The sequence below is a fragment of the Bradyrhizobium sp. A5 genome (assembly GCF_042076515.1).
Lineage (GTDB): Bacteria > Pseudomonadota > Alphaproteobacteria > Rhizobiales > Xanthobacteraceae > Bradyrhizobium > Bradyrhizobium cosmicum.
On sequence record NZ_CP148990.1, the window covers coordinates 3,863,999 to 3,888,819 of the forward strand.

Here is a 24,821-nt window from a genome sequence, read left to right on the forward strand (position 1 = left end):
AGGCCGCCGGTTTCCCAGGCGGCCTGTCTTAAGGCAGCTGATCGGCGACCACTGCATCGAATCAGCCGATGACGGGCCGGCGGAGACCGGAAGCCTAGCCGGGGGTCCAGGGCTGATAGTCGCCGGTCGCCTTCGGACGCTTGCCGCTGGCGAGCGTCGAGCCCGAGGGGCGGTAGGCGTTGGCGGTGCCGGTGAGATTCGGCTGGTGCGGCTTTTCCCACTCGCGCGGCTGGTAATTGTCCTCGGTCGGCGGCACGTCGACGGTATGATGCATCCAGCCGTGCCAGGACGGCGGAATGCGGCTCGCTTCGGCGTAGCCGTTATAGATCACCCAGCGCCGCTCGAAGCCGAGCGTCGGATCGACCACCCCGCCACGGGTGCGATAGTAGAGGTTGCCCTGCTCGTCCTGGCCGACCAGCTCTCCGTACCGCTTGGTCCAGAGCTGGGTGCCAAACGTCTGGCCACTCCACCAGGTGAAGAACTTGAGAAAGAACTGTTTCATGCGGCAAGGGCCCTGCTTCGTCTGGCCCTGATGCCATCCGGGCGGCGAAATGTCCAGTTCGGCCCGAGCGGCCTTGCACCACGCAAACGCGTGCCCTGCCCCAAATCGGACGCGATCCGTTCATGCCGGGTACAGCGACGGCGTGAAAATCTCCCCCCTCACACGCGCACAGCCGCGTGAACCCAGGAACTCCAGCCCATTCAATGGGTTTGCTTCCGGGAAAAGGAGTTTGAACATGAACAGTCTGAAGGTTTTAAGCGCCGCTGTAGTGCTGGCGCTGGTTCTTCCGTTGGCGACGCCGAGCTTCGCCCAGGGCCCCGGCCGTGGCGGTGGCGGTGGTGGCGGCGCCCATTTCGGCGGTGGCGGCGGTGGCGCCCACTTCGGCGGCGGCGGCGGCGGCCCGCGCATGGGCGGCGGCAGCTTCGGTGGCGGTGCGCGGATCGGTGGCGGTGGCAATTTCGCGGCCGGCCCGGCGATGCGCCCGAGCGCCGGACCGGGCTTCGGTGGCGGTAGCCGTCCGGTCGCGACCGCGGGCAACAATTGGCATGGCGGCGGCGGTAACTGGCATCATGGCGGCGGCTGGCGTCGCCATGGCGGCGGGGGCTTCTGGCCCGGCGTCGTGGCGGGTGCCGCGATCGGCGGCATCGGCTCGTACGCCTATTACGGCAGCGGCTACTACAACGACCCCTACTACTACGGCGAAGACAGCTACTATGACGAGCCGTCAGTTGCGGTGGTCCCCGACAGCGGCGGAGATTCCTCGGCCTATTGCGCGCAGCGCTACCGGTCTTACGACCCGGCCTCGGGCACGTATCTCGGCTATGACGGCCTGCGCCATCCCTGCCCGTAAGCGGATCGACAACGTCTAGAGGAAGAGGCGTCGCACTGATGCGGCGCCTCTTTCGTTTGTCGCGCGCCCATCGCCCATTTCGCGCCTCGCGCGCGCGTTGCGGCGTTCGGTACATTTGATCACGGATGGACCTGTATTCACCACACCGTGCATATCTACAATGACCCAATCCCAAATTGACCCATTGCTTGATTCGCCTATATCACCGAGACAGGTATGGGGACTTCGATCTACTGGGAAATGTCATGCCGCGTATCCTCGTGGTAGATGACGATCCGATGGTCGGCGCGACCATCGAGGTCCTGCTCCAACGTCAGGGCTTCGACGTCACGCTGGCCGACGGCGGAGAAACGGGGCTGGCTGCGCTCGAAGCGCAGACGTTCGATGTGATGCTGGTCGATATTTTCATGCCGCATATGCGCGGCTTCGAATCCATCCGCATCTTTCACGAGCGCGCGCCCGCAATTCCGCTGATCGCGATGTCAGGCTACGCGTTCGCATCATCCGCCTCGCCCTCTCCCGACTTCCTCCGCATGGCGCTGGAACTCGGGGCTGCGCGCTGCCTGCGCAAGCCGTTCACACCGGACGCGCTGCTGACCACGATCCGGGAATGCCTCGGCGGCTCCGGCGGGGCCGCACAGCCGAAGGACCAGAAAGAAGCACCTTGATCCCCTCGCAGCGTGTCATTCTCGGTGCTGGACTTGCCATCCTCCTGATCATCACCGCCGCCTCGATCGGACTCGACGTCAAGTCGCGGTCGGACGCCGCCCGCGTCAACCACACCGTCGAGGTGTTGAAGAAGATCTCGGATGTGCACTTGCTGGTTCGCCGCGCCGAGAGCGCGGTGCGCGGCTATGAAATCTACCGCACGGCTGGCTTCGTCGACGAGTTCCAGGCGGCCCGCAGCCAGATTGCACCGGCGCTCGGCGACCTCAAGCTTGCCATCCGCGACAACGCCGATCAGGTGACGCTGATGGAGGCCACGGAGCCTCTCATCCTTCGCCGTATCGAGGTCGCATCCGAAGCGATGCGGCTGCGTGCGGATGGCGACGATGGGGCCTTCAACGCGCTGAAAGGGCGCGCCGAGGGACGCGGCCTGATGGACACGCTCGCGGGAAATCTGGAGCGCCTGGCCGCCGGCGAAGAGAAGCTGCTGGCCGCCCGCGAAGCGGCCTCGCGCCGGACCGGCATCGTGCTGCTCGGCATCGACGTCGTGGGCGCGCTGGTGATCCTGCTGCTGGTCACCATGCTGCTGCGCGAGAGCAGGCGCACCACCGGGGAGCTCCGGAGCTCGCTGCACGAGACGCAGGCCGCCAAGGCGGCGCTCGAGGCGGCGGTCGCCGAGCGGACCGCGCACCTCGTCACCGCACATGACGAGCTGCGCCTGTCGGTCAATGTGCTCCAGAGCACGTTCCACAGCATGGCGGAGGCGGTGCTGGTGATCGACGCCGAAAGCACCGTCCTTTTGTCCAATCCGGCGGCGGAGCGCATGCTGCTGCATCGCACCGGCATGGGCCTCGGCAATTTGCGCGCGATGTCGGACGTCTATCATGGCGACGGCGTCACGCCGCTCAGGCCCGACGAGCTCCCGTCGGCGCGCGTGCTGCGCGGCGAGCAGTTCGAAGAGCTGGAGATGTTCGTCCGCCCGCATAGCGGCAACCCTCCGCGCCATCTGATGATCAGCGGCCGGCCGATGCGTGACGGGCAAGGCAACGTCACCGGAGCGGTGCTGGTCTATCACGATGCGACGACCTCGCGCGAGATCGAGCGGCAACTGCATCAATCCCAGAGGCTGGATGCCATCGGCAAGCTGACCGGCGGCGTCGCGCACGACTTCAACAACATGCTGACCGTGATCTCCGGCAACACCGAGACGCTTGTCGCGAGCCTGAAGCAGCAGCCCGAGCTGCAGCGCGTGGCGCGCCTGATCGACGATGCCGCCGAGCGCTGCGCCGAGCTGATCCAGCACCTGCTCGCCTTTGCGCGCCGGCAGCCGCTGCAGCCGCGCAATGTCGAGATCAACGGCGCGATCGCCGACATCGCAAAACTGCTCCGCCCCACCCTCGGCGAGCAGTTCCAGATCGAGACCGTGCTGGAACAGGGCCCGATGACGGCGCATATCGATCCGTCGCGGCTGACCAATGCCGTGCTCAACATGGCGATCAACGCCCGCGACGCGATGCCGAACGGCGGCAAGCTGCTGATGGAGACCCACCGCGTCGTGCTGGACGAGGCCTATGCGCAGGCCAATGCGGAGGTGCGGCCCGGCCCCTACGTGATGCTCGCGGTCAGCGACACCGGCACCGGCATGTCGGCCGATATCCAGCAGAAGGCGTTCGAGCCGTTCTTCACCACCAAGGAGGTCGGCAAGGGAAGTGGCCTCGGCCTGTCCATGGTCTACGGCTTCGTCAAGCAATCCGGCGGCCACATCAAGATCTACAGCGAGCAAGGCCACGGCACCACGATCAAGCTCTATCTGCCGCCGGGCGAAGGCATGATCGAAGCGGCCGCTCCCGTGACGACGCCGGCCGAAGGCGGCGCCGAGACCATCTTCGTGGTGGAGGACGACGCGCTGGTGCGCAACTTCGTCACCGCGCAATTGCAGAGCCTCGGCTACAAGACGGTCGCCGCCGCCGACAGCAAGGCTGCGCTGCGACTGATCGAAGCCGGCCAGGCCTTCGATCTCCTCTTCACCGACGTCGTCATCCCCGGCGGCATGAGCGGGCGCGAGCTCGCCGACGAAGTGGCCAGACGCCGGCCGGGCGTGAAGGTGCTCTACACCTCCGGCTACACCGACAACGCCATCGTCCACCACGGCAAGCTCGACGACGGCGTGATGCTGCTGACCAAGCCCTATCGCCGCAACCAGCTCGCCGAGACGATCAGGAAGGCGCTGAACGGCGACGGGATGGCCACGGGCTAACGCGCCGCGAGCGAACCAGCAATCGTGCTCCTAAATCCGGGTCCTGGAGCGCGATTCTCTATCTCATTTAGACACGCCGTGCCGCGTCGGCGTCACCGTGCTGGTGGGCACGGCCTCGGAGATCGAGAATGTCAGCCAGGTGTTCCAGCCTGACGGCCGGTTGGCAGCGGCAAACTCGCCATAACCCTTCAAGCCGAGAAAGGCATGGTTGCTTCCAATCGGGAAGATATATCCGATCTGGGGGCCGACACCGAAAACGCGCGAGCGGAAGCCGCCGAGAACGGCCGGCTGGCCGGAATCATCCGTGACCTGCTGATAGGCATAGCCGACGAAGCCGACGAAGACCTGCTTCGACAGGAATTGCGACACGCCCCCGTCGAAATGGAAATCGATCCCGCTTCGATACTGTGTATCGGAATTCTTGAAATTATAAGTAAGGCCAGCGACGCCCGAGAGCTCCGTGCCGGTCGCGGGATTCAGGTAAGTATAGCCACCACCTAGATCGATGGCGCCGTGGCCGAGACCGACGTTGGCCAGCCGGCTCGGATTGTAGTCGCCGACCGGTATGTCGCCCGCGCCGTAAACCATGTAGTTGTGGACGCCGCTATTCCATTTCAGCCTGAAAGTCGGATACAGGTCGCCATAAGAGACGAGCGCGTCCTCGAGGAAGCCGTTACGCGTGGTGACGATTGGCCCCGCCGCCGTCGTCAATGTCCCGGCAAGGCTTGCTGAATTTCTGCCGTAGACGCTGGCCAGCGTCGCCGACAATTGGCCTCCGAGCACGGGCGTCGCAAAGGTGTAGGTCGGCGCAATGAGCATCAGGTCGGCCTGGCCGTGCACGGACAAATTGAGATCGAGGTTGACGTTCGGCGAAAACCGCCCGACCTGGAATTCGCGCGACGCGGCAGCCGCGCCCGAAGCGCTCACGCTCGTGTGGTAATAGATCGCGGCGATCGACCAGCCGGGGGTGCTCGGAGTCGCGGAGAGGCTGCCGTAGAGGCCTGGCAGCCAGAATGAAATGCCGCTTTCGTCAGCAAGGGCAATTTGCGGAGAAAGCACGGCAAGTGCCGCGGCAGCGAGAGCGCCACTCAACCTTCGTCCGCGCATGATGTAACCCGTCATGACTGCTGCCCCCCGTTCAAACTGTTGCTGTCGTTTTGATCGCACGACCTTGGAACAAACCCTACGCTTCGTCCTTCGGTTGTTCAATCGGACAACCCTCTCTTCAACATCGCCGCCTTGCGACCCTCTGCTGCTTCCTCGCTGTCCGCCTTCTTCATGTCTTTCAGCTCGACCGTCACCTGGCTGATCTTGCCGGAGAACTTGAATGGCACCTTATAGGCCTCTGTGACCGGAGTGCCCTCGTCCGCTCCGACATCCGCCCCCTCGTCCGCCGAGAAGCCACAACATTGGGTGCGATCTATCCGGCCCGTGGCAACATTCCTGCCATTGACAAACAGCGTGCCGACGGCCCCCTTGCCGATCCCACCGCCGTCATAGGCGAACTCGAAGCGGATCGTGGACTTTCCGGCAGGCAACGCCTGCTTCGCGGCTATTGTAAATCGCTGCAGACCGAGGAAATTGTAGGTGTAGGTCGGTTTGCCGTCCTTCAGATACAAACTCCAGCCGCCGAACCTGCCGGCCTGGGCAAGGATCGCCCCGCTCGCCCCTGCGCTGGGAATTTCCACATCGGCGGTGATCGCATGCGAGCGGTTCTTCGTATTGATGAAGACGTTCTCGGACATGCCGATCATGCCCTCGTGAACCGTCAGTGAAGTGCGGCCGGCCATCAAGTCGGGCCGACCGACCATGGCCGCGTTCAGCCGTTCCAAGGTCCGATCGTCGAGCGGCAATACGGAATACTTGACCGCTTCATTGAGAAAGAGATCCTGAAGCTCCTTCAGCTTGTCCGGGCTCTTTGCGGCAAGATCGTTCGTCAGGCTGAAGTCGGATCGCGTGTCGTAGAGTTCCCAGATGTCCTGGTCCAGCGGCCTGCGATTGGTGGTTTCCCACGCCGCACGGTGAATCGTACCGGCCAGCCAACCGTCGCTATAGATCGCACGGTTGCCGAATATCTCGAAATACTGCGTCTTGTGCGGGCTCGGGGCTTTGGCGTCGACAAAACTATAGGCCATGCTGACACCCTCGATGGGCGTCTGTGGCGTTCCATTGACGCTCTTCGGCTCAGGAATCTTCGCGGCTTCGAGGATGGTCGGGACGATGTCGATGACGTGATGCCACTGCGAGCGCACCTCACCCCTTGCCGCGACACCTTTCGGCCAATGGATCACCATGCCGTTGCGGGTGCCGCCATAGCTCGAAGCCACCTGCTTGGTCCATGTGAAGGGCGTATCGCCTGCGACCGCCCAACCGGCCGCATAATGGCTGTATGTCATCGGGCTGCCGAGTTCATCGTAATGCTTGAGAATATCCTGCACGCTCTCCTGCACGCCGTTGAAGTAAGTCATCTCGTTGAACAGCCCGTTCATGCCGCCCTCTGCACTCGCGCCGTTGTCGCCGACGATGTAGAAGACCAGCGTGTTATCGAGTTGGCCGGTAGCCTTGACGGCATCGATCAGCCGGCCAATCTCGGTGTCGGCGTACTCGCCAAAGCCGGCGAAGACCTCCATCTGACGCGCGAACAGCTTCTTTTCATCAGGATTCAGCGCAGCCCAATCCTTGATGGCTTCCGGCTTGGGAGCGAGCTTCGTACCGGGTGGCACCACCCCAAGCTTGATTTGGCGGGCCAGCGTCTCCTCGCGGAGCTTGTCCCAGCCTAGGTCGAACCTTCCCTTGTATTTGGCGATCCATTCCTTCGGCACGTGGTGCGGCGCGTGGGTTGCGCCTGGCGCGAAGTACATGAAGAACGGCTTATCGGGCGTCAGCGACTTCTGGTATTGCATCCAGTCGATCGCCTTGTTGGTCATATCAGTCATGAAGTTGTAGTTCGGATCCTTCGACGGCTCGACCTGGGTCATGCCGTCATAGATCAGCGGAGCCCATTGGTTGGTCTCGCCGCCCATGAAACCGTAGAACTTGTCGAAGCCCTGGCGGGTCGGCCAGCGATCGGTTGGACCTGAGGGGCTCACCTCCCACGCGGCGGTCTCGTGGTTCTTGCCGAAATGGGCGGTGCTGTAGCCATTCAACCTCAGCATTTCCGCTACGGTGGCTACGCTGTTGGGACGCTGTCCGGTCTGCCCCGGGAAGGTCGTCGCGGTTTCCGCGATCGATCCGAAATTGTTCATGTGATGGTTGCGACCGCTCAGCAGTGCCGACCGGGTCGGAGAACAAAGCGCCGTGGTATGGAATTCGTTATAGCGCAGACCTTCGTTCGCCAGCTTTTCCACCGTCGGCATGTGGATCGGCCCTCCGAACGCGCCCGACTGACCGAAACCCATGTCATCGATGAGGACGATCAGGACGTTGGGTGCACTGGCAGGCGCCTTGACCTCGAAGCGCGGCGGCGGCGTCGCATTGCGTGCGTCGAACACGGTGCTGTGCGGGTATGCCGGCTCGGGAATGGGCAGCACGGTGCGATCGGTCGGCAGCACGACCGCGGGCGGAGCGGCCTGTTGGGCATTCGCAGAAATTGGCAGCAGGGCGATCAAGGACAGCGCGGTGACGGCCGTTGTCATACGTCTCATGTCGGCTACCTCAGCGAAAGCAAAAACAGCAAATTCATTGATGAGATGCCGGGATGCGAACAGGGCGCATCCCGTAGCTGGGACAGCAATTCGACGCCGGATCAGCGGCGCCCGACGCGATTGACGGGACCGCCGCGATTCATCGGCCTCCCCGCCACCCCGACACGGGGTGTGACGACCGCGCGCGCCACCGGCCGCGGCCGCAGCACGACTCCGGGCCTGACGATGCACCCGACGGGATATTCGACATATTGGCAATACACCACGGCACTGGCTTGTTCGGTGCTTGCCGCGACGAAGCCGGCGACCAATCCAGCCGTCAACAGCGCAGATAATCCAATTGAGAGCTTCATCCCGGCATCCTCCATTATTGATTACCTAATTTACCCGGTCGCGCCATCGGCGGCTTGACGCAAATCAATCCCCTCGGCGGGCGGTCATAGCCTAATGCTTCGACTTCGGGGGATCAGGTGATGAAGCGAATAGCGGCGGCGATTTCAGCTCTGACATTGATGGTGTGTTCCGCGGCGCCGGCACACGCGCAGCAATACAAGATGCAAACTCCAATTCCGCCGGGCATCGCCTCGCCAGATAAAGTGGAGACGCGCCTCGGCACGCTGAAATTCTTCGACGGCTTCCCCGACAAAGCCACCGTCGAAAAGCTCTACGAGAATCTCGACTTCCAGCGCGCGGTGCAAGCTTATCTACTGGCGCTCCCGGCGGTGAACATGGCCGGATTACGTGAAGGATTGCTCCAGGTTGGGCCTGCCAACTCCACGATCCCGACCTTCGAAACGCTGATGGATGCCCGTTCGCTGTTTCTGACCGCCAACGCCAACGTTGCCTACACGTGGATATGGATCAACTTGCACGACGGCCCGTTGGTGGCTGAGATTCCACCCATGGTGTTGGGCATGATCGACGACTTCTGGTTTCGCTATGTCACCGACATAGGCGTGGTCGGCCCCGACAAGGGCAAAGGGGGCAAGTATCTGCTGTTGCCGCCCGGCTACAAGGGAGAAGTGCCCGAAGGATATCTCGTCGTCCGTGTTCCGACCTATGAATCAATTCTTGTCTGGCGCAATTTTTCCGTGAAAGGGGACATGACCCCGGCCATCGAAAGCCTGAAGAAGCTTACGCGCATCTATCCCTTGTCGAAAGCGACCAATCCTCCGGCCAATACATTCGTCAACGTGTCCGGCAGGGCTTTCAATACGGTTGCACCGGCCGACGACAAGGTCTGGCAGTATCTCAATCAGGTCGTTCAGAGCGAGCCGATCGAGTCGCTCGACCCGGTTACGCTTGGCTACTTCGCTTCCATCGGCATTGAGAAGGGCAAGCCGTTCGCTCCCGATGCTCGCATGAAGAAGATTCTGACGGAAGCGGCAGCAGTCGGCGATGCCACAGTGCGCGCCCTGCTCTTCAGAAGCCGGATTCCGGAAGCGTTCTACTATCCGAATAGCACCTGGCGTCAGTGGCTTGGTGGCTACAAGTTTGAATCGCAACCCGGCGTGCGCTTCCTCGATGCCGCGTCGTTCTTCTATTTCTATGCGACCGGCGTGACACCCGCGATGGAAGCAAAAATGGTCGGTCAGGGCTCCCAATACGCAGTTGGTTTGGTGGATTCCAACGGCGCCCCCCTGGATGGGGGCAAAGACTACAAGCTGCATCTGCCCCCGAACATTCCAGCGAAGGAGTTCTGGTCGGTGATCCTATACGACAACCAGACACGTTCGATGCTTCAGACCGACCAGCGCTTTCCGATGGTGAGCAGCCAGGACAAGGCCATCCTGACCAACGCCGACGGTTCGGTGGATGTTTACTTCGGACCGAAGGCCCCGGCGGGCAAGGAGCACAATTGGGTGCAGACAGTTCCCGGCAAAGGCTGGAATACCCTTCTGCGTCTCTACGGGCCGCTCGAACCGTGGTTCGACAAGACCTGGAGGCCAGGAGAGATCGAGTTGCAGTGACGATAAAAGCGGGCTCCGCTTCCCTGGCTGTAATTGCGCCGGGGTCGCCGCCGGTTCGGGATCTACCCGAGATCCGTCGATCCTTGACTCGATAGAACTGAGGCTGAAGATTGGTGTGGCCATCTTGATCGATGCTTGACGCCGTTCGCTGATCGCAAGAAAGGCCGCAATTGGCACGCAAGCGCCGCAAATCGGGCCGGGATACACCGCGGGTAGCTGCTCAAGCGCCATTGCCGGCTTCGCAGTCGCCGAGGCGCGCCGGGCAGAGCGCCGCCCGGTTGCCGACGCGGCGCATCTGGATTGCGGTCGCTGCAGTCGCCGTCGTCGCTTTCGGCATCGCCTTCCAGTTTCTCAATCATGGACCGGTCTCGCAGAGCCCCTTTCAGCCGGCCGCGACCTATGTCGGCAGCGAGACCTGCGCCGGCTGCCACCAGGCCCAAACGAAACTTTGGAACGCCTCGCAGCACAAGGCGGCGATGCAGCACGCCGCCGACCAGACCGTGCTCGGCAATTTCAACGACGCGAGCTTCGACTATTACAGCGTGCATTCCCGCTTCTTCCGCAAGGACGGCAAATTCCTGGTCGAGACGGACGGCGCCGACGGCAAGCTTGCCGTGTTCGAAGTGAAATATACGTTCGGCATCGATCCGCTGCAGCAATATCTCGTCGAATTTCCAGATGGGCGCATTCAGGCGCTGCCGATTGCATGGGATAGCCGGCCGCACGACAAGGGCGGCCAGCGATGGCTGTCTCTTTCGCCCGATGAAGCCATCAAGCACGACGATATTCTTCACTGGACCAAGCTGAACCAGAACTGGAATTTCATGTGCGCGGAGTGCCACTCCACCGGCCTGCGCAAGAACTACGATGCCGCGACCGATCGCTTTGCCACGACATGGGCGGAAATCAGTGTCGGCTGCGAGGCCTGTCATGGACAGGGCTCGCGCCACGCCGACTGGGCGCGCGAGCAGCAGAACTGGTGGCCGTTCGGCAAGCACGAGGACCCAGTCAAAGGATTGCTGGTGCGTTTCGACGAGCGACAGGGCATCGCCTGGCCAATCGATCCTCAGACCGGGAACGCGCGGCGCTCCGCGGCGCCGGCCACGCTGCGCAAGGAAGTCGAGACCTGTGGCCTCTGTCACGCACGCCGGGCCGGCTTCCGCGAGGACTGGATACCCGGCGAATGGCTGTCGCAGACCCATGCGGTGGAGCCGCTGGCGCGTAATACCTATCATGCCGACGGGCAGATCCGTGATGTCGAGGAGCCCTATAACTATGTGCCATTCAAGCAAGGCAGAATGTTTGCGGCCGGCGTCACCTGCAGCGACTGCCACGAGCCGCACAGCGCCAGGCTTCGCCTGCCGGGCGAAGGCACCTGTCTGCAGTGCCATGCGTCCGACAAATATGCCGATGTGAAGCATCGCCACCACGCCGAGGCCGATCCGGCACCGACCTGTATCTCGTGCCACATGCCGGCCCGGACCTACATGGTGGTCGATGTCAGGCACGATCATGCTTTCAGGGTGCCGCGGCCCGACCTGTCCGTCTCGCTGGGAACGCCGAACGCCTGCAACGATTGCCACCGTGACAAGTCTCCGCAGTGGTCCGCTGCGGCCATCGAACGCTGGTTCGGCCCGGCCCGCAAGGGCTTCCAGACTTACGCACCGGCTTTCCATGCCGCCCGCACCGAGCAGGCCGATGCCGCAGCGCTGCTTTCCGTCGTTGCCGCGGATCGCCACGCGCCGGCCGTGGCGCGCGCCAGCGCGCTCGTCGAACTTGCCGCGCGCGTGACGCCGGCGAATATCGCGACGGCGCGCACCGCGCTGGTCGATCCCGATCCGATGGTGCGGATCGGCGGCCTAGACATGCTGGAAAACGAGGCCGCCGGCCAGATTTGGCCGCTGGCCTCGCCGCTGCTCGCAGATCCCGTGCGAGGGATCCGCATCAGGGCGGCCTCCCTGCTCGCGTCGGTCCCGACTGCAAGCCAGCCGTCAGGCGATCGCGCCAGCTTTGATCAGGCGGCCAGGGAATTTATCGCGGCGCAACGCGCCAATGCCGAACGCCCCGAGGCGCGCACCGCGCTTGCAGATTTCCTCGCGCGTCGCGGACAGACCGGGGATGCGGAGAGAGAGTACCGGGCCGCGCTCAGGCTGAGCCCGCAATATGCGACGGCGGCGATCAACCTGGCGGACCTCTATCGCAGAAGCGGCCGCGAAAGCGATGGAGAAATCGTTCTACGCGGAGCAATCGCGGCGTCGCCGGGTGACGCGGCCGCGCATCACGCGCTCGGCCTGGCGTTGACCCGGCTGAAGCGGCCTGACGAGGCGCTCGCCGAGTTGCGGAGGGCAACCGAACTCGACCCCGATCGCCCGCGCTACGTCTATGTCTACGCGGTGGCGCTGCATTCCGGGGGGCAAGCCGACGAGGCCATGAAGATCCTGAACAAGGCTCTGGAAGGCCATCCGGGCGATAGAGACGTACTGTCAGCCTTGTTCGCGTTCAGCCGCGCAACTGGCGACGCAAGGGCGGCGCTGGGCTACGCCGAAAGGCTCGCGATCATCACGCCGGAGGACCGAAATCTGGCGGCGGTGATCGCGCAGATCAAACGGCAGATCGACGCGCCCAACGAGGACGCACGACCCAGAAACTAGCGCGTCGCCAGCACCACGGCCGCCAGCGTGAAGATCAGCGCCGCGATCTGCCCCGGCCCCAGCGGCTCGTGCAGCGCGATTGCCGAGGCGACCACGCCGATGACAGGCACGGCCATGGTGCCGATCGCCGCCACCGACGCCGGCAGGCGCGACAGCGCGGCGAACCAGCTGACATAGGCGATGCAGAACTGCACCACGACCGAATAGACCAGCAGCCACCAGCCGGCCGGCGTCACCTTGTCCAGATGGGTGGTCTCGACCAGAAGGCCGATGATCGAGATCGGCAGGCAGCCGATCCCAATCTGCCAGGCCGCAGCCGTGATCGGCGGCAGATGGATCGGGTACTTCTTCGAGAACACCGTCCCCAGCGCAAAGCCGGCCGCGCCGCACAGCGCCATGATGATGCCCGGCAGCTTCTCGGCACTGGCGGCAATGCCGTTGCCGCCCATGATCGAGGCAAGCCCGACAAAGGCCATCACCAGCGACAGCGTGCGCAGCAGGGTCGGCCGCTCGCCCAGCACCGGCCAGGCGATGATCGAGGCCCAGACCGGCATGGTGTAGGCGATCAGCGCCGCCTCGCTCGCCGGCAGCCAGAGCAGCGCCAGCCCCATCAGCACCATCCAGCCGGTGACGTTGAGCATCGCGGCCGTGATCAGCCGCGGCCAGATCTCGCGCGGCACCTTCAGGCTGTCGCGGCGGACCAGAGCGAGCGCGGCGAGCAGCAACGCGCCCAGCACGCCGGTGACCCCGCGCAGGGTCAGCGGCGGCAGCTCGGAGAGCAGGAATTTCGTCACCGGCCAGTTGAAGCCCCAGCCGATCGAGGTGATGGCGAGGAACATCAGGCCGGCCGGGGCGATGCGCGGCCGCGCATCCCGGCGAGTCGAATCAAGCATGTGGGGACCCCGGCGGAAAACGAGGCCAGCTTGGCGCGGATTCGCCGGCTCCACCACCACCTCGGCGGGCATGCCTGCCCTCACCGTCCGTAGCCCTACGTGAGTCCCCCCTGCGCAACCCCGTCGGCCAAAAATATACCTGCCCTGTGAAGAGCGGGAGGAAGCGTCCGGAACACCACGGGATGCAAATTTTTTCGGTTGGGAATCCCTGAGGACTCACTGATACTTGCCTCCACATCAGGCGCGGCCTTGCCCCCTGTTATCCCCCACAATCCACCATATTTAGTATTTGATTCAGGAACTCGCACTAGTTCTTGACGGGCGCAACGGAGAGTCCTAGCTTTCGAACCGTTCGGCGCGAGTGAGTTTGCGTCCCGCCGGCACTCCCCCAAAGGGTCTCGCAAATCGCCACTCCGCCACGCCAGCCAAAGGCAGCGGGATGAGGGCTTGTCTGCCCGGCGAAGCGGACTTTTCGGGCGCCAGAACGGGCCGGCAACAGGCTCGAATGGCACGGTAGACGTTGTGATGTTGTGGGGCGTTGAACGCATGTCACGCACATCCCCTTGGGGGCGGATGGGTGTTGGCATGCCGGCCGATGAAAGGTGCACGCACCGACCCATCGCGCCGGGAGAAACTGGGCCGGAACCACCGGCTGAACTGCGAAGCCTTTGGGCCGGCACGGCCGCTGGAGGACTCGCGAACCGAAATATCGACCCGGTCGCCTTGCGGAGGCGCGCCGGCTAAAAATAAGGACGGGGCAATACAATGCGGATTGAGCGGCGCCACACCACCCAGGGACAGTCACCTTACGCCGGGATCGAATTCCGGCAGACCACGTCGGAGATCAGGAATCCCGACGGCTCGGTTGTGTTCAAGCTGGAAAACGTCGAGGTGCCGACCGCGTGGTCGCAGGTCGCCTCCGACGTGCTGGCCCAGAAGTATTTCCGTAAAGCCGGCGTTGCCGCGCGCCTGAAGAAGGTCGAGGAGGAATCCGTCCCCTCCTTCCTGTGGCGCTCCGTGCCCGACACCGAAGCGCTCGCGGCTCTCCCCGAGAAGGAGCGCTATGTCAGCGAGCTCAGCGCCAAGCAGGTGTTCGACCGCCTCGCCGGCTGCTGGACCTATTGGGGCTGGAAGGGCGGCTACTTCACCTCCGACGCGGACGCCCAGACCTTCTACGACGAGCTCCGCTACATGCTGACCATGCAGATGGTCGCGCCGAACTCGCCGCAATGGTTCAACACCGGCCTTCATTGGGCCTACGGCATCGACGGCCCCGGCCAGGGCCATTATTACGTCGACCCCTTCACCGGCAAGCTGACCAAGTCCAAATCGGCCTACGAGCATCCGCAGCCGCACGCCTGCTTCATCCAGGGCGTCGGTGACGACCTCGTCAACGAGGGCGGCATCATGGATCTCTGGGTCCGCGAAGCCCGCCTGTTCAAGTACGGCTCCGGCACCGGCTCCAACTTCTCGCGCCTGCGCGGCGAAGGCGAAAAGCTCTCCGGCGGCGGCCGCTCGTCGGGCCTGATGAGCTTCCTCAAGATCGGCGACCGCGCCGCGGGTGCGATCAAGTCGGGCGGCACCACGCGCCGCGCGGCCAAGATGGTCGTCGTCGACGTCGATCATCCCGATATCGAGACCTATATCGACTGGAAGGTGAAGGAGGAGCAGAAGGTCGCCGCGCTGGTCACCGGCTCCAAGATCAACCAGAAGCACCTCAAGGCGGTGCTGAAGGCCTGCGTCAACTGCGAAGGCTCGGGCGACGATTGCTTCGATCCCGAGAAGAATCCGGCGCTCCGCCGCGAGATCAAGCTGGCGCGCCGCAGCCTCGTGCCCGACAATTACATCAAGCGCGTCATCCAGTTTGCCAAGCAGGGCTACAAGGACATCCAGTTCGACGTCTACGACACCGACTGGGATTCGGAAGCCTATCTCACTGTCTCCGGCCAGAACTCCAACAACTCGGTCTCGCTGAAGGACGACTTCCTGCGCGCGGTCGAAACCGACGGCGACTGGAATCTCGTCGGACGCACGACCAAGAAGATCACCAAGACGCTGAAGGCGCGCGACCTCTGGGAAAAAATCGGTTACGCCGCCTGGGCGTCGGCCGACCCGGGCCTGCACTTCAACACCACCATGAACGACTGGCACACCTGCAAGGCGTCCGGCGACATCCGCGCCTCCAATCCGTGCTCGGAATACATGTTCCTGGACGACACGGCCTGCAACCTCGCCTCCGCCAATCTGCTGACGTTCTACGACATCGAGGCCAAGCGCTTCGACGTCGAGGGCTACGAGCATCTCTGCCGGCTCTGGACCATCGTGCTCGAAATCTCGGTGATGATGGCGCAGTTCCCGTCCAAGGCGATCGCCGAGCTCTCCTACGAGTTCCGCACCCTCGGCCTCGGCTATGCCAACATCGGCGGCCTCCTGATGACCATGGGCCTGCCCTATGACAGCAAGGAAGGCCGTGCGATCGCCGGCGCGCTGACCGCGATCATGACCGGCATCACCTACAAGACCTCGGCGGAGATGGCATCCGAGCTCGGCACCTTCCCCGGCTACAAGAAGAACGCCGCGCACATGCTGCGCGTGATCCGCAACCACCGCCGCGCCGCCCACGGGCAGTCCAACGGCTACGAGGCGCTCTCGGTCAACCCGGTGCCGATGGACCTGGTGTCCTGCCCGCAGACCGATCTCGTCACCCACGCCCAAGCCGCCTGGGATGCGGCGCTCGAGCTCGGCGAGAAGCACGGCTATCGCAACGCCCAGACCACGGTGATCGCGCCCACGGGCACGATCGGCCTCGTCATGGATTGCGACACCACCGGCATCGAGCCTGACTTTGCGCTGGTGAAGTTCAAGAAGCTCGCCGGCGGCGGCTACTTCAAGATCATCAACCGCGCGGTGCCCGCCGCGCTGCGCGCGCTCGGCTATCGCGAGAGCGAGATCGCGGAGATCGAAGCCTACGCCGTCGGCCACGGCTCGCTCTCCAACGCGCCCGGCATCAACGCCTCGACGCTGAAGTCCAAGGGCTTCACCGATGAAGCGATCGCCAAGGTCGAAAAAGCCCTGCCGACCGCCTTCGACATCAAGTTCGCCTTCAACAAGTGGACCTTTGGCGAAGACTTCATCCGCGACCAGCTCGGCATCGGTGCCGAGGCGATCGCGGCCCCTGGCTTCGACCTGCTCCAGGCCGTCGGCTTCACCAAGCGCGAGATCGAGGCGGCCAACGTCCACATCTGCGGCGCGATGACGGTGGAAGGTGCCCCGCACCTGAAGGCCGAGCACTATCCGGTGTTCGACTGCGCCAATCCCTGCGGCAAGATCGGCAAGCGCTATCTGTCGGTCGAGAGCCACATCCGCATGATGTCGGCGGCGCAGCCCTTCATCTCGGGCGCGATCTCCAAGACCATCAACATGCCGAACGACGCCACGGTGGAGGACTGCAAGTCCGCCTACATGCTGTCGTGGAAGCTCGCGCTGAAGGCCAACGCGCTCTATCGCGACGGCTCGAAACTGTCCCAGCCGCTCAACTCGCAGCTCATCGCCGACGATGAGGACGAGGACGATGCGGTCGAGGCCTTCCACGACAAGCCGATGGCGGCACGCACCGCCCAGGTCTCGGAAAAGATCGTCGAGAAGCTGGTCGAGCGCATCATCGTGATGCGCGAGCGCGAGAAGATGCCGGATCGCCGCAAGGGCTACACCCAGAAGGCGGTCGTCGGCGGCCACAAGGTCTACCTGCGCACCGGCGAGTATGACGACGGCCGTCTCGGCGAGATCTTCATCGACATGCACAAGGAAGGCGCGGCGCTGCGCTCCTTCATCAACAACTTCGCCATCGCGGTGTCGCTGGGTCTGCAGTACGGCGTGCCGCTCGACGAATATGTCGATGCCTTCACCTTCACCCGCTTCGAGCCGGCGGGCCCCGTGCAGGGCAACGACAGCATCAAGTACGCGACCTCGATCCTCGACTACGTCTTCCGCGAGCTCGCGGTGAGCTACATGTCGCGCTTCGACCTCGCCCATGTCGATCCGACCGAGTCGCACTTCGACGCGCTCGGCAAGGGCGTCGATGAAGGCAAGGAGCCGGGCGAGCCCCACCAGGCCAACAGGCTGGTGTCGCGCGGCCTCACCCGCTCCCGCACCGACAACCTCGTGGTGATGCGCGGCGGCTCCGCCGCGGTGGTATCCAGCAACGACAGCGCCCCGACCGGCGGCAGCAAGGTCACCGCGCTGGCCGGACACGGCGCCAGCGCCCGGGTCGGCGACGTCCTGGAAGGCGCGGTCGCGCTGAAGCAGGAAGTCCAGCACGACCTGTCTCCCACCGAGAAGCTCGAAGCCCTCCAGTGGAGCAAGTCGGGCTCCGCCCAGACCGCAGCCCCCAGCAAGGCCGAGCGCCGCGCGGAAGCCAAGGCCAAGGGCTATGAGGGCGAGATGTGCAGCGAGTGCGGCAACTTCACGCTGGTGCGGAATGGGACCTGTATGAAGTGCGATACTTGCGGAAGCACGACGGGGTGTTCGTGAGCACCACACTATAAATCGCAGGCTTGACGAGACCCGCTGATCGACTCAGCGGGTCTTTTGCGATTTCTCTCTAGGAAAACTTCAATTCCAAGGCGCCCGTCCGCGGGCGAGCAAACAATGAAGTTTCGACTTCTGTACGAAGGTCCGATCCCACCAAGGCAGCGGGCCAACCTTGTCGACATCCATGCCATCCGGACCGCTATCGCTCCTCAAGTCCGGGAGCTGTGGCAGCATTCACCTTTGAGAAGTGACGCAGAAAGGATGCTAAAGGAGCAGTATGACATCCCCAAAAGTCAAATCGGTATTCTAGAAACGCGCGGCACGACTCTCTTTGCACCTCTGGTTTCGAAGCGCTTAGACTTGATGTGCGAACTCGACATCATTTTTTTGCGAAGGCAGGCACCAGGTCAATTAATCGGAGAAGGCGGGGATATTGATAATCGGATCAAAACTCTTCTCGACGCACTATCAATGCCTCCGCCAGCGCAACAAAAGCACTTCGAAAATGCGACTTCGAGCGACCCCGTGCACTGTTTGCTGCAGGACGATTCCTTGGTCACTAAGTTATCTATAGAAACAGACCGTCTCCTGAGGATCGCCGAGAACGAGCATGATCTCGTAGCGATCATCGGCGCTAAGATTTCCGCGAGCCGCCTGACTGTCACAAATATTGGTATAGTGAACTAAGCTCGCAGCGTGGGTAGAGCGGAGCGGCCCCCATCATCCTTCCGCCGATCGCCAAGCATGATGGCTTCACAAGGGCTCACCTCATCCTACGCACTTCCCCCGAGCATCCTCGAAGGGCGGCCAAAAGGCTGCCCTTCGCAATCTTAAGCGCCTGATCCTTTTACACCAAAGCGGGGTAGTGACAGTATCCCCTCACAATCAGGGGAAAACGATGAAGGGACGCCAAAACCAAGAGGCTTGGCTAGAATCTGCACTACCTCAACATGAAAGACTCGCCGCTGCAGTCCAGCACTGTCACCGTCATCGAGACTGGTTCCAGCTCCGTTGCTCATCAACACCCTGCCGCCGAATTGCCTTTGCGGTCGAACCCTTCCCTCCTAAACTCACATCCCCACCGGCATGAGTTCCGACGGGCCCGGTAGAAGCGGAGTCGAGTTATGCCCAAACCGGAAAGCTTCCAGATCGAGAAGATTTTCGTTCCCACGAGAATGAAGAAGGCCATCAAGCCGGAGACCGTCGCGGAGATCGCGGAAAGTATGCTGGACATCGGACAGCAGGAGCCCATTTCCGTTCGGCGCGAGGGAGACCGCCTGGTTCTGGTCGAGGGACTGCATCGGTTAGAGGCCTGCAAGGCGCTCGGCGAGACCACCATTCTCGGTGTCATGGTCCCGGCCGAGCTTGCTCAACACAAGCCGCTGCTCGCCGAGCGACCCGAAGTCGAGGCCGAGCGCATCAAGATGGCGCGATTGAAACAGTTGCGCCTGGAAAAGGAAGCCGCAGAGGCATCGACGTCTGCCTCGAAGGGCGCTGGCGCAACGGAAGCGTCGCGCACCCGTCCGACCAAAGGCGTCCGCGACAATCCGAAGGCATCACCGGGCCGGACTGCGAAATCGGCACCGAAATCATTGTCGGCCTGGATCACGCAGCAAAAGGGCAGCGGCAGCCGCTATTGATGGCGGGGCGCCGTCATTCCGGGGCGCGCCCGTTTGGGCGCGAGCCCGGAATCCATTGGGCGGCATGACAGGTGGCGCAATGGATTCCGGGTTCGCGCTTCGCGCGCCCCGGAATGACGGTGAGTTCCGCTGCGCGCCACCTTGCGTCGTTGCAGCCGCATGACAGCCGCGAACCCTTGGTTCGCGGCCGTCTCTCCCTCACGGGATCAACCCGCTGGTCTCACGCCGCCTTCGCCTGCTCCGGCGAGGCCGTTTCCATTGCGCGCATGTAGAGGTCGAGCAGGCTTTCGCGCTCGTCGCGCTCGTTCTTGTCTTCCTTGCGCAGCTTGATGATCTCCTTGAGGATCTTCACGTCGAAGCCGTCGCCCTTGGCTTCCGCGAAGACTTCCTTCTTCTGCTCGCTCAACTCCTGCATTTCGCTGTCGAGGTTCTCGATCCGCTCGACGAAGGAACGGATCTTGCCGCCGGGAATGGTGATGTCGGACATGGTGCCTCTTTGCTGACTGAGGTCGTGAAAATGACCGCAAAGACATGACCAATGTATTAACCGCGCGGATGCGCATGGCGCGCCGACATGCAAGAGCGCGACGTTGGAACTTGGGGTGATGCGCCCCTACTCCCGCGCCCGGATTTGACAGTGCACGAAATTATACGCTGCCGTCCTCCCATTCCGCTTTTCGTATGGCTGCTGCTGCCACAACGCTGTCAGCACGACTGGGGCACCAAGCAGGGAAACAGATCGCTACGACCGAAGGAAGAACTATGAAATTTACATCCACCCGTCTCGTCGCCTCGGACATCAAAAGCATGGTGGCCTTCTACGAGCTGGTGACAGGCTATCGCGCGGACTGGCTTGCTCCCGTCTTCGCCGAGATCGTCACACCGGGCGCAACTTTGGCAATCGGGAGCGTGGAGACGGTCGCCATCTTCAAGGAAGGCAGTGCGGAGCCCGGCGCCAATAGAACAGCCATCCTCGAGTTCATGGTGTCAGACGTCGATGCGGAATTCGCACGGCTCAAAGACCAGGTCGAGGTGGTGCATGAGCCCAAGGATCTGCCATGGGGAAATCGCACGGTCCAGTTCGCCGACCCCGAGGGCACCCGCGTCGCCCTTTATACACCCGTGACCGAGGCGGCCAGGCGACGCCTGAGTGATCGTTGACGTCATCCGCGACAGGGTCAGGCCGACGTACCCGCGAGCGCCCGCGCCAGTGAACCAACCGCCTCAGCACACCACGAGGTCGGTGTGGCCGAACCCCTTGGAATAGTCGAGCAGTGAGATCACGGTGGGCGTTAGAGCGATCAGGCGAACCTCGGACGGGTTCGGCATCGACAGGCCGGCGGCCTTCTGCTCTGGATAACGCGACATCAACAGGCCGATCGCCTTCTCGATTTCGGCCGGATCGGTCAGGGTTCGCGCCCGCGCCGCCATGGAGACGCCGGTGATTTCCATCACCTGCGCCGGGTCGTCATCGATCGCGAGCGAGACCCGATCGTCCCGGGACAGGTTTTGCGCCTTCTGGCTGTCGATGCCGCACAGGAAGTAGATGGTGAAACCTTCGTTGGCATAGCCGACGGTCGTCACCTGCGGCCAACCGTCCGCCCGCAAGGTCGCAATCCGCATGGTGCGGTGCTGGTCCAGCAAGGTCTGGATCTTTTGTCTGATCAGATTGTCCATCGTGCGCCTCTAGATATCGCCCTCTCAAGAAGACTATCCAGTCGCACGCGCGATGATATTGATGCGCCTCAAGTCTTGAACGACGGTGCACTCAACTCTCTGCCTTGGCCTACCTCTAAGGGATCAAATTCCGGATCTCCACCAGCGCCTCCAAAGCAATCTCGCAAGCTCTGTCGATGACTTCCTCGCCCCGCGGCGTCGCGTTGATCAGTCTTCTCATCTCCGCTTGATACTGGCCCTTCGCGAGATTCAAGCGGTTCAGCGCGGAAGCCACGACATGATGGGTGATGGCCGGACATTGCGCGATCTCGCCCAGAGCGGAATGATCATACGAATGGATCGCGGCAAGATCGAACGCGTCGCGCGCCGTGAATGTCGATGCCCGATAGACCAGCTTCTTGGTCGCGATTTCCGCAGGCCGCTCCGCCGCAATGGAACGCTCGCCAAATCTCAGCTGATATGTGGGGTTGTCGATGTAAGACGGGGCGTTCAGGAAATCGATCTCGCCGACGTCGCGCAGGATGAGCTTCAGATACTTGCCCGGCCATTGCCAACTGTCGCAAAGCGACTTCGTCACCGGGTTCATGTTCGGCGCGAGGTTCTTCAGGACGGCGCTTGAATCCAGGAAGATATCGATGTCGTAGCTGATCCGATGATTCAGGATCTGCGCCAGAGCAGTGCCGCCGCCGAACGTCCACGCTCCGGCGCCGCCCTCCAGACTATCGAGGGCGATCAGCGCCTTCTGCAGGAGATCTTCCCACCTCGAAGGAAGCCATCTCCCTGACCCATCTTTCATTGTCGGACTCCGTGACCTGCCAGGCGTCGATGGCCTTCGATAACTCGTCGAACGTCACGATATGGTCAATGACGAGATTGTGGATGACGGATACGTCGACCTCGTCGAACAACGCCTGCACGTACACGCGCCATTTGCGCTCGGAGATCTCCCCCTTCAGACAGGCCAGCAGGGTCCCCTCGTCGATGCAGGCAGGCATCGGCGTGTTGATCGTCGTCACGGCGGCCGTCAGGTTATCGAATGCCTCTTTCAACATCCCCGCACTATGAGGCCATTCGGAGAAAGCCTCAACCGGCCCCCTCGCCTCATGGTGAACCCGGGATATGGACTACGGGCCCGGTCACCACCAATACGGCCACCGCCATCCCTCATAGCGCACATACGACGGCACCAGCGGCGGGCCGTAGGGATCGACGCGGTCGTCTTCGGGACGATAGCGATAGCGTGGAACGACGTTGTAATCCCACGGCGTCGGCCTGAGCACGGGGGCATCCACCCTGAGCCGCGGCTCGGAAGCAACTTGCGCCCTCCGCGTCCGGGCTTCGGCATCCGACGGTCCGAGGTTGCCCAGCACCAGCGCTGTTCCGAGCGCGCACGCGACAGTTATGATCTTCATGCGTTGGTCTCCTTGGCAAGAGAGTGCAAAAGGACGCAAAGCAAGGCAAGCTAATTCGCCAACGACCGGGATCACATCCATGACGACAGTGCTCCGCATCGCCGCCTTCTCGGACGGCAATTCAGGCGGCAATCCCGCCGGCGTCTGGATCGGCGACGCCCTGCCGGATGCACCCAGGATGCAGGCGATCGCGGCGGAGGTCGGTTTCTCCGAGACGGCCTTTGCGGCGCCCGAAGGCGAGGCATGGCGCGTCCGCTACTTCTCGCCGGCGATGGAGGTGCCGTTCTGCGGGCACGCCACCATCGCGCTCGGCGCGGCGCTGGCGCACCGGCACGGCGATCGCAGCTTCGAGCTGCATCTGAACAAGGCCGTCATTTCCGTGTCGGGGCGCCGCGACGGCAACACCATCGCGGCGGCGCTGCAATCCCCGCCGACGCGCAGCGCTGCGCTCGAGCCCTCGCTGCGGGATGCGCTTCTGGACCTGTTCGGCTACATCCCGTCCGATCTCGACCCGGCACTGCCGCCCGGAAAAATTCACGGCGGGGCCGATCATGCCTTGCTTGCGCTGGGATCGCGCGAGGCGCTGGCGCGCATGGCGTATGACCTCGAACGGGGCCGCGCCCTGATGGACGAAGCGGGGCTGGTCACGGTCGCGCTCGTCACCGTGGAGAGGCCGCAACTGTTCCATGTGCGAAATGCCTTTGCCGCCGGCGGTGTCGTCGAGGATCCCGCGACGGGCGCGGCCGCCGCCGCGCTTGCAGGCTATTTGCGCGACGTCGGCTGGCCGCATGGCGGCGCCATCGACATCGTGCAGGGCGAGGACATGGGCGCGCGGTCGCTGATCCGTGCCGAGATCGGCGAGGCCGCCGGCAGTTCGATCCGTGTCTCGGGGACGGCGCGTTTCATGGTCTAGAGCCAGCCGTTCCGCCTGAAGCGCAGATAAAGCACGCCACAGATGCCGGCGATCGCGCCGAGCACCGCGTAGTAGCCGTATTCCCATTTCAGCTCCGGCATGTGCTCGAAATTCATGCCGTAGATGCCGGCGACCGCGGTCGGCACCGCGAGGATCGCGGCCCAGGCGGCGAGCTGGCGGGCGATGTCGGTCTGCTGCGCCTGCCCGGCCATCATGTTGGCCTCGAAGACGAAGGCCAGCACCTCGCGCAAGGCGTCGATGTCCTCCTCGGCCCGCTTGGCATGGTCGAGCACGTCGCGAAACAGCGGCTTCATCTCGTCGTCCATCGCAATCAGATTGGCATGGCCCAGCCGCTTGCAGACGTCGACGACGGGACCGACGGCACGGCGCAGCCGCAACAGGTCGCGCCGCAGCCGGTACAGGCGGTCGAAATCGCGCCGATGCAGCGATGTGTGCAGCACCTGCTCTTCCAGCGCTTCGACCTCTGCCTGGATGTTCTCGGTGACGGGCCGGTAGTTGTCGACGATGAAATCGAGCACGGCATAGAGGATGTAGTCCTCGCCCTGCGTCAGCGCCGACGGGCAGGATTCGCAGCGCTCCCGCACCGCCTTGTAGGAGGTCGAGGCGCCGTGGCGAACCGTGACCACATAGCCCTTGCCGACGAAGATGTGCGTCTCGCCGAAGGCGATATGTCCGCACTCGCCAGAGGCGATGTGCTCGCCCTCCAGCTGCGCGGTGCGGGCCACGACGAACAGCGCATCGCCATATTGCTCGACCTTGGGCTGCTGATGCGCGTTCGAGGCGTCCTCGATCGCGAGCGGATGCAGGTCGAGCTGCGCGGCGACGCGCTGCAGCAGCTCGAGGCCGGGCTCGTGCAGGCCGATCCAGACCACGTGTCCCTGCTTCTTGGCCCACTTGCCGGCCTCCTCGATAGCGATGTCGCAGATCCTGCGTCCCCCGGCATAGACGCTCGCGGCGACGACGCCGGCCTCGGCGGCCGGCGCGCTCTGGACGGGCGCAGGGGCCTGAACGAGCACAGGTCTCTCGGTCCGCCTTTGCTCGACCTGCCTCTGACGGGCCCGATTTCGCGCCAACGTCGCCTCCTCCGATGTCGATATCGAGGGGTCAACGGCTATGCGACGACCGCGGTTCCGAACATGACCAGATGGCCGCGAGGCCGCGCGCGCATATCTTTTTGGGATTCCTACATCTGCCC

At 63.4% G+C, this 24,821-nt stretch carries 21 protein-coding genes and 1 pseudogene; 10 read left to right on the top strand and 12 right to left on the bottom strand.

The features are described 5' to 3' along the window. Nucleotides 1–94 precede the first annotated feature (94 nt). Entirely contained in the window at nucleotides 95–502 is a 408-nt protein-coding gene (locus tag WHZ77_RS18535; RefSeq protein ID WP_375309253.1) for an NADH:ubiquinone oxidoreductase subunit NDUFA12, read from the bottom strand. A 235-nt stretch (nucleotides 503–737) separates the two neighbouring features. Here WHZ77_RS18535 and WHZ77_RS18540 point away from each other — a divergent pair, with 235 nt between their 5' ends. The 3 genes from WHZ77_RS18540 (at nucleotide 738) to WHZ77_RS18550 (ending at nucleotide 4,275) form a co-directional block, all read left to right on the top strand. Then, a complete protein-coding gene (locus WHZ77_RS18540; RefSeq protein ID WP_375309254.1) occupies nucleotides 738–1,352 on the top strand; it encodes a BA14K family protein in 615 nt (204 codons plus the stop codon). 245 nt (nucleotides 1,353–1,597) lie between these two features. Beyond that, nucleotides 1,598–2,020, top strand: coding sequence for a response regulator (locus WHZ77_RS18545; protein ID WP_375309255.1), 423 nt, complete (start codon nucleotides 1,598–1,600; stop codon nucleotides 2,018–2,020). Continuing rightward, entirely contained in the window at nucleotides 2,017–4,275 is a 2,259-nt protein-coding gene (locus WHZ77_RS18550; RefSeq protein ID WP_375309256.1) for a CHASE3 domain-containing protein, read from the top strand. The genes WHZ77_RS18545 and WHZ77_RS18550 overlap by 4 nt, the downstream gene beginning before the upstream one ends. 63 nt (nucleotides 4,276–4,338) lie before the next feature. On the opposite strand, the gene WHZ77_RS18555 is transcribed toward WHZ77_RS18550, so the two are convergent. The 3 genes from WHZ77_RS18555 to WHZ77_RS18565 all read right to left on the bottom strand — a co-directional run bounded on the left by WHZ77_RS18555 (nucleotide 4,339) and on the right by WHZ77_RS18565 (nucleotide 8,272). Next, on the bottom strand, nucleotides 4,339–5,397 hold the full coding sequence (locus tag WHZ77_RS18555) for a transporter (RefSeq protein WP_375309257.1): 1,059 nt from the start codon (nucleotides 5,395–5,397) through the stop codon (nucleotides 4,339–4,341). A gap of 83 nt (nucleotides 5,398–5,480) precedes the next feature. Then, nucleotides 5,481–7,910 (bottom strand): arylsulfatase, encoded by a 2,430-nt coding sequence (locus WHZ77_RS18560; protein ID WP_375309258.1) that lies wholly within the window; start codon nucleotides 7,908–7,910, stop codon nucleotides 5,481–5,483. A gap of 110 nt (nucleotides 7,911–8,020) precedes the next feature. Beyond that, a complete protein-coding gene (locus WHZ77_RS18565) occupies nucleotides 8,021–8,272 on the bottom strand; it encodes a hypothetical protein (RefSeq protein WP_375309259.1) in 252 nt (83 codons plus the stop codon). Between the two features lie 120 nt (nucleotides 8,273–8,392). Between WHZ77_RS18565 and WHZ77_RS18570 the strand changes: the two genes are divergently transcribed. Beyond that, on the top strand, nucleotides 8,393–9,889 hold the full coding sequence (locus WHZ77_RS18570) for a DUF1254 domain-containing protein (protein WP_375309260.1): 1,497 nt from the start codon (nucleotides 8,393–8,395) through the stop codon (nucleotides 9,887–9,889). Nucleotides 9,890–10,167: 278 nt separating this feature from the next. After that, a complete protein-coding gene (locus WHZ77_RS18575; RefSeq protein WP_375309261.1) occupies nucleotides 10,168–12,540 on the top strand; it encodes a tetratricopeptide repeat protein in 2,373 nt (790 codons plus the stop codon). On the opposite strand, the gene WHZ77_RS18580 is transcribed toward WHZ77_RS18575, so the two are convergent. After that, nucleotides 12,537–13,433: a DMT family transporter gene (locus WHZ77_RS18580; protein ID WP_375309262.1), complete on the bottom strand. Its 897-nt coding sequence runs from the start codon at nucleotides 13,431–13,433 to the stop codon at nucleotides 12,537–12,539. The two genes, WHZ77_RS18575 and WHZ77_RS18580, sit on opposite strands and share 4 nt — an antisense overlap. A 765-nt stretch (nucleotides 13,434–14,198) precedes the next feature. Here WHZ77_RS18580 and WHZ77_RS18585 point away from each other — a divergent pair. The 3 genes from WHZ77_RS18585 to WHZ77_RS18595 all read left to right on the top strand — a co-directional run bounded on the left by WHZ77_RS18585 (nucleotide 14,199) and on the right by WHZ77_RS18595 (nucleotide 19,603). Further along, nucleotides 14,199–17,963, top strand: a complete 3,765-nt coding sequence (locus WHZ77_RS18585; RefSeq protein ID WP_375309263.1) for a vitamin B12-dependent ribonucleotide reductase — start codon at nucleotides 14,199–14,201, stop codon at nucleotides 17,961–17,963. Between the two features lie 117 nt (nucleotides 17,964–18,080). Beyond that, a complete protein-coding gene (locus WHZ77_RS18590) occupies nucleotides 18,081–18,650 on the top strand; it encodes a hypothetical protein (RefSeq protein ID WP_375309264.1) in 570 nt (189 codons plus the stop codon). Between the two features lie 437 nt (nucleotides 18,651–19,087). Further along, entirely contained in the window at nucleotides 19,088–19,603 is a 516-nt protein-coding gene (locus WHZ77_RS18595) for a ParB N-terminal domain-containing protein (protein ID WP_375309265.1), read from the top strand. Between the two features lie 220 nt (nucleotides 19,604–19,823). Here the strand turns inward: WHZ77_RS18595 and WHZ77_RS18600 are convergent, their stop codons facing one another. After that, a complete protein-coding gene (locus WHZ77_RS18600) occupies nucleotides 19,824–20,090 on the bottom strand; it encodes a DUF2312 domain-containing protein (RefSeq protein WP_246927820.1) in 267 nt (88 codons plus the stop codon). Nucleotides 20,091–20,365: 275 nt separating this feature from the next. Between WHZ77_RS18600 and WHZ77_RS18605 the strand changes: the two genes are divergently transcribed. Next, complete coding sequence (locus WHZ77_RS18605) at nucleotides 20,366–20,764, top strand: VOC family protein (protein WP_143844870.1); 399 nt, start codon at nucleotides 20,366–20,368, stop codon at nucleotides 20,762–20,764. A gap of 63 nt (nucleotides 20,765–20,827) precedes the next feature. On the opposite strand, the gene WHZ77_RS18610 is transcribed toward WHZ77_RS18605, so the two are convergent. The 5 genes and pseudogenes from WHZ77_RS18610 to WHZ77_RS18630 form a co-directional block, all read right to left on the bottom strand. Beyond that, a complete protein-coding gene (locus WHZ77_RS18610) occupies nucleotides 20,828–21,280 on the bottom strand; it encodes a pyridoxamine 5'-phosphate oxidase family protein (RefSeq protein ID WP_375309266.1) in 453 nt (150 codons plus the stop codon). Between the two features lie 115 nt (nucleotides 21,281–21,395). Next, nucleotides 21,396–21,866: a hypothetical protein gene (locus WHZ77_RS18615; protein WP_375314883.1), complete on the bottom strand. Its 471-nt coding sequence runs from the start codon at nucleotides 21,864–21,866 to the stop codon at nucleotides 21,396–21,398. A gap of 54 nt (nucleotides 21,867–21,920) precedes the next feature. Further along, a pseudogene (locus WHZ77_RS18620) lies at nucleotides 21,921–22,076 on the bottom strand (hypothetical protein); the annotation flags it as partial. Then, complete coding sequence (locus tag WHZ77_RS18625) at nucleotides 22,000–22,332, bottom strand: hypothetical protein (protein WP_375309267.1); 333 nt, start codon at nucleotides 22,330–22,332, stop codon at nucleotides 22,000–22,002. The pseudogene WHZ77_RS18620 and the gene WHZ77_RS18625, both read right to left, overlap by 77 nt. An 84-nt stretch (nucleotides 22,333–22,416) precedes the next feature. Beyond that, on the bottom strand, nucleotides 22,417–22,692 hold the full coding sequence (locus WHZ77_RS18630) for a hypothetical protein (RefSeq protein WP_375309268.1): 276 nt from the start codon (nucleotides 22,690–22,692) through the stop codon (nucleotides 22,417–22,419). Between the two features lie 79 nt (nucleotides 22,693–22,771). Here WHZ77_RS18630 and WHZ77_RS18635 point away from each other — a divergent pair, with 79 nt between their 5' ends. Then, the gene (locus tag WHZ77_RS18635; protein WP_375309269.1) at nucleotides 22,772–23,605 is read left to right on the top strand and encodes a PhzF family phenazine biosynthesis protein; all 834 of its coding nucleotides are present in this window, start codon (nucleotides 22,772–22,774) and stop codon (nucleotides 23,603–23,605) included. Here the strand turns inward: WHZ77_RS18635 and corA are convergent. Beyond that, entirely contained in the window at nucleotides 23,602–24,642 is a 1,041-nt protein-coding gene (gene corA / locus WHZ77_RS18640) for a magnesium/cobalt transporter CorA (RefSeq protein WP_375309270.1), read from the bottom strand. The genes WHZ77_RS18635 and corA overlap by 4 nt on opposite strands. Nucleotides 24,643–24,821 lie beyond the last annotated feature (179 nt).